The organism is Bacillus songklensis (assembly GCF_042649685.1).
GTDB classification, from domain to species: Bacteria; Bacillota; Bacilli; order Bacillales; family Bacillaceae_H; genus Bacillus_BA; species Bacillus_BA songklensis.
The window spans coordinates 784555-800735 of record NZ_JBHRZT010000072.1; the positions used below are offsets into that span (position 1 = coordinate 784555).

The following is a 16181-nucleotide window of genomic DNA, read 5'->3' on the forward strand; positions in this document are numbered from 1 at the left end:
AAACTATTTCTCCCTCTCTAACGACTAATGGGTAATAGAAGCATTACCTCAAACCACGCTAAGTAGGAGATGACTGCCCATAAGATCTTGATCGGTTCAACTAACACTTGATACGGGTGGAGAATTCCCCACAGAGTGAAGCTTCATTTTATAAAGAACATTTAGGAGCAGTCCGTTTTTTCTGACCTATGATCAGAGACTACTAATCCATCAAGATGGCGAGTCTCCCTTAATAACTTCTGAACAACTGACCCTTTCCATATCTCTTCCCTTCGTGTACGTGCAGATTGTCCAATAATGACTTGAGTCGCCTGTTTGTTGTTTAGCTGCTCCACAATCTTTTTTACAACTTTTCGGCGGTCTGTAGTTTCATACGTTTCAAAATTACCGCCCAAACTTTCGGTTAGTGACTTTGCCTTTAACAAGTTCTTTTCTTTCTCTTCCGTTAATGGATGATGGTCCTTTACATAAACGACATGCCAAATAGCTTTTAAACGATAGGCGATTCGAAATCCCCGTCGAATAAGCCGTTCACTATTTGGACCGAGATTGATACAAACGAAAATCACTTCCTGTTTTCTCCAGGGACCTCTTAATGCCTGCTTTCTCTCCCAGGATTCCAGTCTCTCATCAACATCATCTGCCACTTCACGCAAAGCCAACTCACGCAATGCAATTAAATTTCCGATTTTAAAGAAGTGGTTTAGTGCTTGCTCCACTTTTTCCTGAGCATAAATATTTCCTTCTCTCATCCTTTGCCTCAGCGATTTAGGAGAAATATCAATCAGTTCGATTTCATTGGCCATTCTCAGTACCCTGTCCGGGACAGTTTCCCTTACACGAACACCGGTAATTTGTTCGACACTGTCATTTAGACTCTCAAGGTGTTGAATATTCATGGTAGAAATCACAGATATACCTGCCTTTAAAATTTCTTCTACATCTTGATATCTTTTGAGGTGTTTACTTCCCGGGACATTGGTATGCGCTAATTCGTCAATCAAGACCACTTCAGGATTTCTCTTTATAATAGACTTTGTGTCCATTTCTTCCAATACAACATTTTTATAATGAATTTTTTCTCTTGGAATGATTTCTAATTCCCCAATTTGCTCGATCGTTTCTTTACGTCCGTGTGTCTCTAACAGACCAATGACTATGTCGATGCCTTTCTTTTTTAGCTCGTTGGCTTCCCGAAGCATCGTATAGGTTTTGCCCACTCCAGGGGCAGCTCCAACATAAACCTTTAGTGTCCCCCGCTTTATTTTATGGATTTCTTCTTCTACTTCCGTTGGAGAAAGCCTTCGATAAGGATTGGATTTCTCTGCCTTCTCCTGCTTGGCCGGGAGAACCCTCTCTCCCTCCACCTCAGCTCGATCAGCTACGATAAAAATATCAACATTCCTTGTCTTCCTTAATATCTTGTTAATGATGGAACCATACCAAATCTCTTCCCATCTGCTTCTCTTTGATTGTCCCATAACAATTCTCGTGACATTGTTTTTCATGGCATACGCCACAATTTCTTCTGCTACATCCTCTTGTAGAATTGGCAGCTCCTCAAAACGACCATCCAGCTTATCCACCAACTTTTTGATAGAGCGTTTAAAAGTGGCTTCCTCATTTGAAAAAGGTTGATTAGGGGAACGAAAACAAACTACATACAAATCACCGCCCAATCGCTTGGCAATCTGGTGCCCTCGCCTAATAAGAATAGAGCCATTCCAATGGTATTGAGCCGAGACGAGAATTCTCTCAGCAGCGCCCGAAGCACCCACTAAACCGTGTTTTTCTCTATATTGGTCCAAATCCTCGTTTACTTCACCTGCTAAAAACCGCAAAGAAAGTTCTCTTAGCATGGCCAGGTTATCTCTTTGAAACAACTTTTCCCTCGCCTTGCTTCTATGATCAGCCTCTTCAATACTTCCTTCCTGTAAGCGTTTCAAAATAGCTTCAGGTGTCACATCCAACAGCTTTACTTCATCAGCCATCGCTAACGTGTTATCAGGTACACAATGATCTACTTTCACTTTTACTCCTGTTAGCTTTTCCGTGACTTCTCTTGCACCGTCAAGTTCGTATATATTGACCGTTGTAATGACACTGATCTGATGATTGATTAGTTCTATCACGTCTTCAAGGCGTGTATGATTTTTAGCATCCGGCCGATTTTGATGAGCTAAATGATCGACTAACACAACTTCTGGATTCCTTGTAAGAATGGCCTCAAGATTTAAATCGTACTTAATCTCTCCATTGTTATACCATTGAATGGGCTGAAGAATTTCCAGCTCTCCGATTTGTTCCACTACCTTCGGGCGATTGGAAGTCCCGATTACACCGACTGCTACATCTATTCCCTTTTTCTTTAAGATGTTTCCTTCAAGTAGCATGTGGTAGGTTTTACCTGCCCCGCTTACAGCGCCAAGAATAATCTTTAACCTGCCCCGTTGAAGTTTGGATATAGACTGGAATAGCTCTTCAGAGGTCTTCCGTCGAAAGTGTTCATCCATGTTTTTTCCCTCTCTTTTTAAACGACATACCGAAAAAAGCAGCAAACTCAAAACCTGCTCATCTATTCTCTGAAAAATACTTTTCATAAAATGAATCGTCACGAGAACCTTTGATTTTGCCGGTTTCTTCATGACGATTCATTTTATGGGGTGTCCCAGAAACACATTGCTTTCCATGGTTTTGGGACACCCTCCTCATTTCCTTATTTCAAACGATCTAATTCCATGTTTAGCTTTAAGACGTTTACTCTTGGCTCTCCAAAGATTCCCCACTGACGTCCTTCTGTATGTTCGTTAATTAACGTATATAAAACATCCTCATCTATTCCTCTCAGCTCTGCGATTCTAGGAACTTGAATTTTTGCTGCCATTGGAGAAATGTGAGGATCAAGGCCTGACCCAGAGTTTGTCAAAAGATCTGCCGGAATATCACTTTTCTTCACATCCGGATTTGCTTTTAAGAAAGTCTCGATATCTTTCTTCGTACGTTCAATCATTTCTTTATTGGAAGGAGCGTAGTTTCCAGATCCGGAACCTGCTGCGTTATATTCTATAGAAGAAATACGACCGCTGAAGTATTTTGGATCCTCAAATGTTTGTCCGATCAACTCGGAGCCGACTACTTTCCCATCTTCATTCGTAATAAGACTGCCTTCCGCTTTTGCGGGCATAATCAGTTTCGAAATTCCGGTCATCCCCAAAGGGTAAACGACACCGCATATAAGCAATAAAACAAGGGCAATACGCATATTTTTCAACATATTATTTCACCTTTTGTTTTTTATTTTTAACTCACGTCAGATTACATAACACTAAGAGGACATCAATGATTTTGATTCCGATAAACGGAGCAATTACTCCCCCTACTCCATAAATAAAGAGGTTACGGTTTAACAGTTTTGTTGCACTCATCGGGATATATTTAACGCCTTTCATCGCCAAAGGTATTAGCATCGGAATAATGATGGCATTAAAGATAAGAGCTGATAAAATTGCACTTTCAGGTGTTGCCAGATTCATAATATTCAAGGCTTTCATTTCTGGGATAGCCAACATGAACATCGCGGGAATAATGGCAAAATACTTAGCCACATCGTTGGCGATACTAAATGTTGTCAAGGCACCTCTTGTCATTAGTAGCTGCTTTCCAATCGCAACGACTTCAATAATTTTAGTTGGATCTGAATCAAGATCTACCATGTTGGCCGCTTCCTTCGCTGCAATGGTACCACTGTTCATCGCAAGCCCTACATCCGCTTGGGCAAGGGCGGGTGCATCGTTCGTTCCGTCCCCAGTCATGGCTACAAGCTTTCCTTGTGATTGTTCCTTCTTAATGACCGCAATTTTATCTTCCGGTTTTGCCTCTGCGATAAAATCGTCCACTCCTGCTTCACGTGCAATGGTAGCGGCCGTTAACGGGTTATCCCCTGTACACATGACCGTTTTGATTCCCATTTTTCTCAGCTCATCAAATCGTTCTCTCATTCCCGGTTTGACTGTATCCTTTAAATAAATTAAGCCTAGCACTCGGTTTCCTTCTGCTACCGCTAGAGGAGTTCCGCCTTCAGTCGCAATTTCCTTGGCTCTCATATCCAAATCACCCGGGATAGAACCGCCTTTTTCAACAACATATTGCTTAATCGCATCTACAGCACCTTTTCGGACCTCACGGCCATCAGCGAAATTCGTTCCACTCATACGAGTCTCAGCTTTGAACTCTATACCTTCGGAACCCTCTAATGAAAACTCTTGTTGAGGAACTCCTAACTTTTTTGCCAACTCGATAATCGATCTGCCTTCTGGCGTTTCATCATGAAGAGATGTGTGAAGCGCCACTCGATGTAAATCATCTTTTGATACTTTGTTTACAGGGGTAAAGACAGATGCCATTCGGTTACCATGTGTGATGGTACCCGTTTTATCAAGAATAATCGTGTTAATATCCCCTGCCGCTTCCACCGCTTTACCTGACATCGCAATCACATTAAACTGGGTGACACGATCCATTCCTGCAATACCAATCGCAGAGAGCAGGCCTCCAATTGTCGTTGGAATCAAGCAAACCAATAAAGCAATTAATGTAGCAATCGGTATTTGAGCATCCACATAGGCTGAGATAGGTACAAGAGTCGTACAAACGATCAAAAAGATTAACGTTAAACTGACAAGCAGCGTATTCAATGCAATCTCATTCGGTGTTTTTTGGCGTTTGGCACCTTCTACTAAACTAATCATCCGATCAAGGAAGGATTCACCAGGGTCTGTCGTAATACGAATTTTAATACTATCACTGATGACGCGGGTTCCACCTGTTACAGAACTAAAATCTCCGCCTGATTCTTTAATGACGGGAGCTGATTCACCCGTTATCGCTGATTCATCCACCGCAGCGACCCCTTCTATAATTTCACCGTCACTTGGAATAAGCTCATTTGCTTCCACCAGGACAATATCACCTTTACGTAGATCCGTTGAATTAACTAATTTAATTGTTCCATCTTTCTGAACCAATTTCGCTTTTGTATCTTGTTTTGTTTTTTTTAAGCTATTTGCTTGAGCTTTCCCTCTTCCTTCCGCTAAAGCTTCAGCAAAATTGGCAAATAAAATCGTGATAAATAAAATAATGCTGACAACTGCGTTATAGCCTGCACTTTCCCCTTCACCGAACAACCCTGGCAAGAAAGCAAGTAAGACAGTAACAAAAAAACCTATTTCTACTACAAACATCACAGGATTTTTGGCCATCGTACGTGGATTAAGCTTTTTAAAGGCATCTATAGCAGCTTGTTTGACAATATCATTGTTTATCGTAGCTTTACGCTTGCTATTCATCGGAAAGACTCCTTCTCTTTCTAGGTTTTAATTGATTAACGAATGGTCAACCATTCTGCAATCGGCCCAAGCGCCAGAACTGGGAAGAACGTAAGCGCTCCGACGATTAAGACGGTCGAAAGTAAAATGACTAGGAATGTGCTGTTATCCGTTTTAAAAGTACCTAATGTCTCCGGTACCGGAGTCTTCGCTAGTAAGGAACCGGCCACTGCTATCATGGCGATCATCGATAAATATCTTCCTAAAAGCATCACAATTCCTGTTGAGACATTCCAAAATGGTGTGTTATCTCCTAATCCTTCAAAGCCAGATCCATTGTTTGCAGCAGATGATGTAAATTCATATACTACTTGTGAAATTCCATGAAATCCCGGGTTTGAGATAGCCGACGCTCCCATTTCTGTAGCCAGTGCAATAGCGCTTGGGCCTAAAATGATGATTGGATGGACCAGGATGGTAATGGCGATCAGTTTCATTTCCTTACCTTCGATTTTTCGTCCTAAAAATTCAGGCGTTCGTCCTACCATCAGTCCCGCCAGGAATACAGCAAGAATCGCATACATTAAAATATTAATCGTACCGACCCCGTCACCACCAAACACACAGTTCAGCATCATTTCACCCAATGGAACAATACCGCCCAGCGGTGTTAGCGTATCATGCATATTATTGACCGTACCGGTCGTAGCAGCCGTTGTGACTGCTGTAAATAACGCGCTTTGTGCCATTCCGAATCGAACTTCTTTTCCTTCCATGCTTCCCGCTGCTTGAGACAGCCCAATTTTCTCCAAAGCAGGGTTTCCGCTCATTTCACTAAAGTAAGCTAATGACAAAAATGCCAGGAACATGAGGCCCATTGTTGAAAATAGGATCCATCCCTGTTTTCGACTGCGTGTCATGTGGCCAAATACTAAAGGAAGTGATGCCGGTATTAGAAACATCGATAAAATTTCAATCACATTTGAGAGTGGAGTAGGATTTTCATATGGATGCGCGGAGTTTACTCCAAAGAATCCCCCTCCATTTGTTCCTATATGCTTAATAGACTCCAAAGCAGCCACCGGTCCGCGTGCAATTTGTTGTTCTGTACCTTCCAGTGTAGTAACTTCAGCAGTCGGGCTTAATGTCTGCGGTACCCCCTGGCCTACAAGGAAAAGTCCTACTAAAATGGATAAAGGAATCAGAATACGAGTATGAGAGCGAACTAAATCCACATAAAAGTTCCCGATATTTTTTTGACCTGTAAGCCCGCGGAAAAATGCGATACATAATGCTAAACCTGTTGCAGGTGTCGTAAACATCAAATACATAATGACAGCCATTTGAGATAAATAAGATAATCCCGATTCCCCACTGTAGTGCTGTAAGTTTGTATTTGTTAAAAAGCTTGAAATCGTATTAAAAGATAGCAACGGATCCATACCGGGAATATTACTTGGGTTTCCCGGCAAAACACCTTGTAACCTCACAATTAAGTAGCAAATGCCAAACATCACCAGGTTACTCAGCAACAATGCTTTTGCATATTGCTTCCAGGACATAGGTGATGGGGTGATACCTGAGCTTTTATAAATCCCCTTCTCAACCCCTCCAAAGATTCGATCAAGCTTTGTTTCTTCCAGTGCAAAAGCCCGGGCCATGTATTTTCCCATTGGGATAGCAAGAAGAATAACCAACACCAACACAAGGCTAATTTGTACAAAATCCATTTTTTTCTCCTCCGAAATGAACGTTAATATCTTTCAGGATGTATAAGTGCATCAATTAAATAAATTGAAAGCCCTAAAACTAGTACTAATAAGATAATCATTGTTTTCACTCCCTAATCCTGCAATATTTTGTCACAGAACATAATAAAGCCATAAAACAAAATAAACATAAAAGCTGTTATTCCAATTGCTGCAATATCCATGCTATCCCTCCTCTCTCCTCTAGCTTGCTTTTAAGAAATCCCGTGCTTCTGAAATCACCTCATAAAATTCCTTTCCTTTTTCCCCCCTGGGAGAAGAAACCGTAATAAGGGCGATTTCATTTACCTGTGCATTCCCTCTTTGAAAGGAATTCACCCGTAAACAAAAAATAGACCAATGCTTACTTTTTCCCCGCAATAAACCGACAAACCTGAAGATTCATTTGTCCTATTCATGAATAAAAGACAAATGCATCTACAACCTTAATAAAATAAGGCAAGGTTTATTGTTGTTTGGAGAAAAAGCACTCATTGGTCTACTTAACGTCCAGCAAGCATCAAGGGCTTTCTTTACGTTCTGTCTCCCATACTTTTTCAGTTAGATACTGTAAATAAGCAAAATAAAAAGACCATCTATTGGCATAAGGATATTCATTCCATGCGTAAAAAAGCGCACAAAAAAAACACCTTATAAGGTGGTCTACGACCTCCTTCGCTTTAGCCGACGAAGTTAGCTGACGGGTAGGATGGCGAAAGAGTATCTCATCCCTTCTACGCAGTAGAATTAACCCCAAAAAATTGGTTCCTCCGCTCCCTGTTACCAGGGACTAGGCCGATATTCGATTGAGTTCTTATGCGCTTATTCTACGCCGAACATCGTGGACTTGTAAATAGTTATTTTCAACAAAAATGAGTCGTAATGTACCAACAATCACGAAAAATCAATGTTTTTATGGAAATATCTTATTTTTTCTAAGATTTACTCTGTTTTTCACCAAATATGAAAGATTGACAAATAAAAGATTGTCCACTTACTATTAGCTCACAATGAACACTCCACATGGGAGCCCAGGAGGTAACAAATTTGCCCATTTTATCGAAAAAGAAATTGGAAGCTGAAATCAGCGAAGCATTAATAAGATTCCAACGGGAACTGATGGGCCGTGGACCGCAAGAAGCGAAAACATATATTCTTAAAGATATGGTCATCACCCGTTTTAAAGGTGTGCTCACCGTCGAGGAAAAACACCTTGTCGGAACCGACAACGGCAGAAAACTGGTCAAGCAGGCAAGACAGCTATTGCGTGAAATGTACAGCAAGGAGTTTGAAGAGATTGTTGAGCGCTATACGGACTGCAAAGTGCTTTCAAGCCACAGCGATATCAGCACTAAAATGGGAGAGCGTATTGAGGTTTTTATTATGGATAAAGACTTGGAGCGAATGATCGAAGCAGCTTCCAAAGATCAAAAATAATCATTATTTTTAACAGCCTTTTAACTATAAACAATTTATGAGTGACACCAAAAAGGAAGAGGATCCTTTTCTCTTTCTTTTTGCTTAAAAACGCCTGATAGCCCCTATGAAACTCGAGGCTGCAGGGAAGTTCATTTTCTCATTTAACCAAAAGCAAATGAAAATTTTATTATTTTTCTATCTTTATATTTTCTAGAAACAACAGTATCATGATAATCATTTTATATCCAAATCCCTTAATTCCTTCCAAGAAGCAGGGAAACCATTTTTGATAAGTTGATTCTATCATGTAGGTGAATCCTTTCATAAAGATAGAACAACTTTGATTGCCCAAACCCGTCAGCTAACCTCATAAGCGTAGTATGATAAAGGTAACTTTGTCTTTTCATCATAAGGCTTATTTAGTCATGCTTAAAAAGCTGTGAAAAGATTACTCTCCGTCTTCTTTTTATTTTCTTGACAGGGAGGTATTACTTTCATAATCACTACAATTCTGTTGTTATTTTAGGAGCTAATCTTGAAGGAATTCCAAATAAAAAATCCAAAACTTTCGTCTAAAAGCAAGGTTTTGTTATCTTTCGTTGTTGATTATTAGACAATGAAGAACCACACTTTGTCAAAAAAGTGGTCTTTTAGTTATTTGTAGTCAAAAAATCTAATAATTTTTTATCAAGCTCTTCAGCCTCTTTTCCAAGCCATATTAAATGTCCCCAAGAATTCAGCAAAAAAAGTTCCGAACGAGGGATCAGTTTACTTGCATAGTAAGCGTGTTCCAAAGGCACTGCTCCATCGTATTGGCTATGCATGATGAGAGTAGGACAAGTAATGGCTTGCAAATCATCAGAAGTGATCTTACTTGTTTGTAACAGGTCAATCAAGAACCCATACCCTGACCGCTGGCGATTGTTCATCTTTCGAATTTCTTCTATATCATCTTCTTTCATTTTGGATACCACTTCATCGTGTGGAAGCTTACTAAAAGAAGAGATCATTTGTTTAAACATATAGTGAGGAAATTGATTATTCATGAAAGAAACCAACTTCCATATATATTTTTCAACCGTGGGACGGAAAAGTATCTGTGCAGCTTTATATGTCCTATCTTCAGGAGTAAGCCATTCTTTCGTGACTGCACATTGTAACGTTAAGGTATTAACCCTTTCTGAGTAACAAGAGGAAAAATAAATACCACTTGGTCCTCCCGCTGAAACAGCAATAAGATGCACTTTTTCTAGATTTAGGTGATTTAACAATTTCAAATAAAATTCGCAAGCACTTGATAAACTTCCCCCAATATCCTTAGAAGTTTTTCCATATCCTGCTCTTGAAGGGGTAATTAAAGAGAAGCCTTGCTCAACCAAAGCATTATATCCAAATTCTTCATAGCAATTTGAATGTCCTCCATGCATGATGAGGATCAGTATTCCTTCACCTATAATTGAATACTCTATTGATTTACCTTCAACCGAAAATGTTTCAACTCGTCTTTTCATAATGCACCTCCTTTCAATGAAATTAATTCCATACTTATTATGAGTTCGATTACAAGTGAACATTTTATTTAGGTCATCAAGAGCACCCTCTAGTTACACTTATTTTTCACGAAAATTCCCGATTAAAAAGAAATTTTATCTTTCGATGATGTCTTATCAACAAATCTTTTAAATCTTAAATTTTATTTTTAAGGCCTTTACTGTGATTCTAAAGGAACGTAATGCTTTAAATCAGACTCAGTAATACCTTGTTTTCTGCCTTCATCTGTGATTCTATGATCAAACTGCAAAATGTCATTGTGTGCAAAATAGATATATTCGACATACGGTTCGTCTTTAAAAACTACAACAACAGCATAAAAGCTTGGTAATTTAACTCCCCATATTCCTAGAATAGACTTAGTTGCCGCAGCTGCTTTTGCCGGTGCAGATTCCCCCGCAACTTTTCCGGCTTCACCGGCAGTATTCTTTAAAGCTGAGCTTCCCTCTGTTTCATAGCCGTTAGGATTGTTAGTTTGGGACATTGACTCTCACATCCTCTACCTTCCATTCTCCATCGACTTGACGCAGTCCAATTAAATACCAGTCTTCCGTTTCTGACGTCGTTCCATCCACGGATTTCGCTTCCCCCATTACCATCACATTCCAACGGACGACCATACTGCTTTTATTAACCACTGGTGTAACCTGTGTTTCTTTTACCGTCAGATAAGACCGTTCAAGAGTTTCTCGCCTTCCATTTCGTTGCATCTTTTCATATAAAGCATTAGTCATAAAAGGCCTACTGTCTTCCAAATACTCCATTGGCTTATCTGCATTGTACGTATGAAAAGCTGTGACGAATTGAACAGCGATTTCCTTCGTAGTTTCCAGCGTTTCTTCTAAAAATTTCTCCGTTTGGTCATAGTCGTTTGTTTGATCTTCTAGACTTGCGGATTGTGAATGCTCAGAAGAGGCAGGCGCTGAATCGACCTGTTTAGTCGATTCAGCTGTACGTTTGGTTTCAATAGCTGTGACTTGTGCTTTGTTCATGCTGCGAAGAATCGTCGTAACGGTGAACCCTACTACAAGAAAGACCGCAAGAATAAAGAGAAACAGTTTGATGCGGTCACTTTTACTATTTTCAAAGTCCCATCCAAACATATACGTCCCTCCTTCTCACTCCCCTACTCTTTTTTAGACCGGTTTCGTTCATCGATTTGCTGCTGTGCCTCCCATTTGGTAATAGGTTTAGAAGGATCGATTTTAATACTATGGGTACGCTCTTTATCTTCATCCTTCCGCTCATTACGTCGATTCGTTTGTTGTGAAGCAGTTTCCCTTGTGGTGATATTCTCTTGAACACGCCGATCTGTATCTGTCACGGTCTCATTCCAATTAGTAGCTTTTTGAATATTGCCGTCATGATACTCACGGTTGGTCATATCTTGAGTCACTTCTCGATCATTATTTCTTTTAATACCCCTACGTTCGCTTAGTTGTTGGCTTTGCTGGCCATTACTGCGGTCTTCATGGCTTTGACGATCCATCATGTTATGATTTCCCTGGCTTTGCAAACGATCCGTAAGCTCTACATCACGTGTATCTGAACGTTCTGTCCTAGTATCCGATTCTCGATGTTGTGCTCCCTCTGAATTTCGACGATCTGCTAAAGGAGTATTTGCAAGGTTGCCCCTTCCTAAACGACGACGGCGCAATTCATCAATAGATGTAACATTTTCGTTTTGATCGATGGCTTCTTCATCTCGGCGATCCATCAGCTTTTCATTCCCAACCGGCGCATGGTCCACAGCTGTACGATTTTGAAGTTGATTTTTGTAGGCTTCCCGTCCTTCTTTAAACTCTTCATTGCTTCGGTCTGCCGTCGCCGCTACACCTGCAGCAGCAAAAAGACGTTCCTTTGTTGCCTGAAGCTGTTTTTGTCTGTCCGCTAGTTGAGCTTGATTGAGAAAACCAAGGTTACGCTGTGCTAAAGGCTGATTCCGAATGCGTCCACGGCTGTTGGTTGAGTCCAACAGCTCTTTACCTTTACGTGCCACCTTTCGGGCTTGGTTGTATTTCTGACGATAACTTTGCAATGTCGCTCCTGTGCTGCTTTGAACGTTATTGGCAGCCGTGGAGACGATGTTAAAAAGCTCTTTTCGTTTCGCCCAAATACCAACGAAACAGATAATCTGGAGAATCATCATACCTAGGTATCCCAAATCGGAGTCTTCTGTTGCGCGATATAAAATAGCTGAAATACCAAACAAAATCGTTAACAATAAAGCAATCGCAATTTTCATCAACTGTGCATGTACTACTTTCATTGCCCAATCAAACGCTGTCTGCTTCCATCTTGGAACCAATGCCATGAGCAATGGAACCGGCGCAAATAGCACTAAAACAAGGAAAATCATTTGATATAGAATGATTGAACCCGAAACCAGTAATAGGAAGATCCCAATAATGGCATTTCCAATGAAAAGCAATGGAACAAACGCTGCACGCTGTGTAATCCCATCAATTGACATCATTGAATTTTTTTCTTCTTCTACTTCAGATTGAGCTTGATTTTGTCGTTCTTCTGCATCGATGATAGGATCAATTGATAAAAGATTATTAACACGGCTTTCTTCAACTTCCGTAGTACCATATTGCATCAGCATATAAGGTTTTTTCACCATCAAGTCAAACATTTGATTGCGAATCGATGCAATCCCTTCTTCTTTTGTATAAGTAGCATCCGGGTTTACGATACTAGCCGAAACAGCTAAAACATCGCTTTGAAGGTCACTTGACCAATCATTAATTCCTTTCAGAACTGTTGAAGCATTAGAAAAGAAACCAAGCGAAAAAACAAAAATGACAAAAGCTGAAATCAAACCACCCCATGCACGGCTGCTTTCACGTTTTACCATTCCAACATAAGTCGCCCATGCTCCCACAATCGCGATGACAAATGTTACAAGTAACGGCCAAAGTCCATTGCCCATAAAACCACTAGGACCAAAACCGGCAATATTTTGAATAGCTGCACCAATTTTATTTACGACACCTGAAATAAAATCCAGTTCAAAGGCTTCTTGAACAATCTTCATCGTAAAATTACCTAAGAGAACATTAAGGCTCCAAACGGCATTTACTACCTCCATTAAGGCAATGTAGATTTGTTTTCCCGCGCCATCTGCCCAATTCCACGGCATCCAGTCACCCGATGTATCTACATAAGTATCAAGTTCATAGTGGTGTTGGGGATACTCATTATATTTCAGGTCAACTTCTCCGACTGATTCTGCTTCCGTATCCTCTGGTACTAAATTATCTTGAAGGCTTTCTGCCGAAGCTGGCAGTTGAAAGACAAAAAGCAAGGCGACCGATAACGAAAGGAACCGCATTAGCTTTTTCATTTATCATGTAACTCCCTTAGTACCTTTAGCTCTAAATCTTCAACAAGCTTTTCAAAATTATATATATCTCCGTATTTTGTTCTCTTCCATCCACTATCTGTTTTAATAACTTCCATCCGTTCAGTTTTCAAGCTATATAAGTTGAATTTATGTTTTACAATCGCACACACAATCGGTCAATAACTTTTTCGGGTGTGTCGTTCAACTGGCGAATAAAAGCTTGCACATTTTGGCGAATCTCTTTGACAGACGAATAAAAAACGTTATAAATCACATCCGATTTAAGCCACTTCCAGAGTCCTTCAACTAGATTTAATTCAGGACTATAGGGAGGCAAAAACACCAACTCTAAACGATGTTGGTTTTCACGTAAGAAAGGTTGGATCAGCTTCGCATGATGAATGCGGGCGTTATCCAGAATCATGACGATTTTTCCAGTAGGATAGCGTTCCAGTATTTTTTGAAGAACACCTCACCGGTTTCATAGTTAAGTGTACCAATAAGTTTGACACCTTGATGCTTTCCGTAAGTGGGAATGATTCGCTGTTTCCCTTTTAAAAACCATGTATGCCCGAGAGCTTGATAATCGCGGATCATGGACTCGTCCTGAAACAGAAGATGATCGATTTCCTCATTCATAAGTTTTTTTATAGGCAGGAAAGATCTCTTCTACAAACTCTTTTTGTTTTACCGGGTCAGCTTTTGCCAGCGTATAAGTCGGTTTCGTATAACGGAGACCTAAATCATACAAAAGTCGGGATACCCCACGAAGAGTATAGGTTTGGTTCCATTCTCTTTTGATAAAAGAAGCGATGATCGCCAAGGTCCAATTATGTTTAGCTGGAAAACCAACATCGACTGGCAGTTTGGTTGTGATGACTTGAATTAATTCCTGTTCTTGTTCAGGGGTTAATTTACGAGGTGCCCCCGGTGATTGTCCCATGATTAAGCCGTCCAGCCCTTTTTCCTCATAGGCATTCACATAATTATAGATGGTTTTTTCAGAACGACCGATCATGTTCGTGATTTCTTTTTTAGAATAGCCCTGTAAGTAGAAGTAGATGGTTTGATAACGTTCATACATTCGTTTATCTTTCGTGGTTTTCATCGATGCAAGCAGGGTTTGAATTTCATGTTGACGTGAATCAGTCATGGGATTTCTCTCCGTTCATTGGTAAATGTTATACGTATACTTCGACGGAGATGGGCTGTAATCCTTTAATTCAACTTATATACAATATCTGTGCAGCATAATTAGTGTAGAACGATTTTCCGCAATCGGGCGCATTTCAAGAGTAAGAAGTGTTCTCTTTCTTTTTATAAGTGTTAGATTGTTGAATAAGTAATGATTTTTAAAATGGATACTTTAATTAGAGAACGAAGTAATAGTCGAATGTTGTATGCACCAATAGTGGAATTTATCTTGATTGACTAAAAAACTGCTATTCACTTCTATTATAAAAAATGTTGGCACAGACCAAAGTCTGGGTCTGTGCTAATTAAAAGTAACCCCTTACTATTGTTGAGGTGCGGAAGGAGTTGAAATACTTTGTAATGCCTGTTCTGCCTCGTTTGCATATTGATTTTGTACTGCTAGATCACCTAAAGCAACCATTCCTACTATTTGTCCATTTTCGATTACCGGCAAGCGGCGAATTTGCTGCTGTGCCATCAAATTTGCTGCTTGATGAACATCCATATCAGGTGTACCTTGTACGATTTTCTGTGCAGTCATGACTTGAGATACTGGTGTTTGTGCATTTTCCCCTTGGGCTGTCGTACGAAGGGTAATATCACGATCAGTTACAATTCCAACCATTTGTCTGCTGTTATTTACTACTGGGATAACTCCGATATTATATTCGCTCATTAACGCTGCGGCTTCCTGTACGGTCTGTGTTTCGTTAACTGTAACAACATTTGATGTCATGATATCTCTTAATTGTGCCATGAAACTACCTCCAATTATATGTTTCCTTTATAGGATGGGGAACATTGGCGATATTATTAATGGTAATTTTTTTCTAAATATAAGCTGCACAGTTTTTATTAAAGTGTTTCCACTTTACCTTTCTGCTTCAAAATAATAATAGCTTTTATAAAATTGTCATACGTTTATTTTCGCTAATATTAAAGGAAGATGCTGTCAAAACTAATTTATTCTAAGAGAGCTTTCTTGGAACAAGGATGAACGCTTATTTTCATTTTAGGGTAAAACTTATTTGAATAAGGTCAATGATCTTCAAACGGGTGCCTCTCTTGAATAAGAAGGGCGTTCTTTTTGAATCGGGCCAGATTGTGTAATAAGACTTTCAAACAAAATTGGATATTTACGTTGATGTTAAAATGGTGATTGTGAAAGAGTGTATTTAAACTGAGCACCCATTTAGTAAAAGAATGAAAATTGGTTTTAAATACGTATAAGACAAAGAAGGTGTAAAACATATTTGACACGTTCTTTGTCTTATTTTATCATTTACATGTAAAAGATTTTTGACACCTTACAAATGTGGAGGTGGTATAGTGAATGGAAAATAGAATAAAGGAGTATAGAGAAAAAAACAGTTTTTCTCAAGGGAAATTAGCAGAGTTGTGTAAGGTAAGTAGACAGACGATTAACGCTATCGAGAACAATAAGTATGATCCCAGTTTACAACTTGCCTTTGATATAGCGAAGCATTTAGGAATTACAATGGAGGAGTTATTTATACCATCATCCGATAATGGAGGGAATAGGCATGGATAAATCAAAGAAAATCATTGTTGTTGGAACATTTTTTGTTCTTTGTA

The 16181-nt window shown here is 39.7% G+C and carries 12 protein-coding genes, 1 pseudogene and 2 riboswitches; of the genes and pseudogenes, 2 read left to right on the forward strand and 11 right to left on the reverse strand.

What is annotated here, in order from left to right:
- Positions 1 to 161: 161 nt before the first annotated feature.
- The 5 genes from ACFOU2_RS22975 to kdpF form a co-directional block, all read right to left on the reverse strand.
- On the reverse strand, positions 162 to 2513 hold the full coding sequence (locus tag ACFOU2_RS22975; RefSeq protein WP_377918605.1) for a universal stress protein: 2352 nt from the start codon (positions 2511 to 2513) through the stop codon (positions 162 to 164).
- Between the two features lie 203 nt (positions 2514 to 2716).
- On the reverse strand, positions 2717 to 3274 hold the full coding sequence (gene kdpC / locus ACFOU2_RS22980) for a potassium-transporting ATPase subunit KdpC (RefSeq protein WP_377918606.1): 558 nt from the start codon (positions 3272 to 3274) through the stop codon (positions 2717 to 2719).
- Between the two features lie 31 nt (positions 3275 to 3305).
- Positions 3306 to 5345 carry a potassium-transporting ATPase subunit KdpB gene (gene kdpB, locus ACFOU2_RS22985; RefSeq protein ID WP_377918607.1) on the reverse strand — a complete coding sequence of 680 codons (2040 nt, stop codon included), beginning with the start codon at positions 5343 to 5345 and terminating at the stop codon, positions 3306 to 3308.
- Positions 5346 to 5380: 35 nt separating this feature from the next.
- On the reverse strand, positions 5381 to 7054 hold the full coding sequence (gene kdpA, locus ACFOU2_RS22990) for a potassium-transporting ATPase subunit KdpA (protein ID WP_377918608.1): 1674 nt from the start codon (positions 7052 to 7054) through the stop codon (positions 5381 to 5383).
- A 23-nt stretch (positions 7055 to 7077) separates the two neighbouring features.
- On the reverse strand, positions 7078 to 7155 hold the full coding sequence (gene kdpF / locus ACFOU2_RS22995; RefSeq protein ID WP_377918705.1) for a K(+)-transporting ATPase subunit F: 78 nt from the start codon (positions 7153 to 7155) through the stop codon (positions 7078 to 7080).
- A gap of 584 nt (positions 7156 to 7739) precedes the next feature.
- Positions 7740 to 7879, reverse strand: a riboswitch (cyclic di-AMP (ydaO/yuaA leader).
- 240 nt (positions 7880 to 8119) lie between these two features.
- On the opposite strand from kdpF, the gene ACFOU2_RS23000 reads away from it, so the two are divergent.
- Positions 8120 to 8509: a DUF2294 domain-containing protein gene (locus tag ACFOU2_RS23000; RefSeq protein WP_377918610.1), complete on the forward strand. Its 390-nt coding sequence runs from the start codon at positions 8120 to 8122 to the stop codon at positions 8507 to 8509.
- 223 nt (positions 8510 to 8732) lie between these two features.
- A riboswitch (cyclic di-AMP (ydaO/yuaA leader) is annotated at positions 8733 to 8882 on the forward strand.
- A 259-nt stretch (positions 8883 to 9141) separates the two neighbouring features.
- Here the strand turns inward: ACFOU2_RS23000 and ACFOU2_RS23005 are convergent.
- The 6 genes and pseudogenes from ACFOU2_RS23005 to ACFOU2_RS23030 all read right to left on the reverse strand — a co-directional run bounded on the left by ACFOU2_RS23005 (position 9142) and on the right by ACFOU2_RS23030 (position 15342).
- Complete coding sequence (locus ACFOU2_RS23005; protein ID WP_377918611.1) at positions 9142 to 10002, reverse strand: alpha/beta fold hydrolase; 861 nt, start codon at positions 10000 to 10002, stop codon at positions 9142 to 9144.
- A gap of 197 nt (positions 10003 to 10199) precedes the next feature.
- Positions 10200 to 10526 carry a hypothetical protein gene (locus ACFOU2_RS23010; protein WP_377918612.1) on the reverse strand — a complete coding sequence of 109 codons (327 nt, stop codon included), beginning with the start codon at positions 10524 to 10526 and terminating at the stop codon, positions 10200 to 10202.
- Positions 10513 to 11145, reverse strand: coding sequence for a hypothetical protein (locus ACFOU2_RS23015; RefSeq protein WP_377918613.1), 633 nt, complete (start codon positions 11143 to 11145; stop codon positions 10513 to 10515). The genes ACFOU2_RS23010 and ACFOU2_RS23015 overlap by 14 nt, the downstream gene beginning before the upstream one ends.
- Positions 11146 to 11168: 23 nt before the next feature.
- The gene (locus ACFOU2_RS23020) at positions 11169 to 13391 is read right to left on the reverse strand and encodes a CD3337/EF1877 family mobilome membrane protein (RefSeq protein ID WP_377918614.1); all 2223 of its coding nucleotides are present in this window, start codon (positions 13389 to 13391) and stop codon (positions 11169 to 11171) included.
- A 154-nt stretch (positions 13392 to 13545) separates the two neighbouring features.
- Positions 13546 to 14544, reverse strand: a pseudogene (locus ACFOU2_RS23025) (IS630 family transposase).
- Positions 14545 to 14907: 363 nt separating this feature from the next.
- Positions 14908 to 15342 carry a CBS domain-containing protein gene (locus ACFOU2_RS23030; RefSeq protein WP_377918616.1) on the reverse strand — a complete coding sequence of 145 codons (435 nt, stop codon included), beginning with the start codon at positions 15340 to 15342 and terminating at the stop codon, positions 14908 to 14910.
- Between the two features lie 576 nt (positions 15343 to 15918).
- Here ACFOU2_RS23030 and ACFOU2_RS23035 point away from each other — a divergent pair.
- Positions 15919 to 16137, forward strand: coding sequence for a helix-turn-helix transcriptional regulator (locus ACFOU2_RS23035; RefSeq protein ID WP_377918617.1), 219 nt, complete (start codon positions 15919 to 15921; stop codon positions 16135 to 16137).
- Positions 16138 to 16181 lie beyond the last annotated feature (44 nt).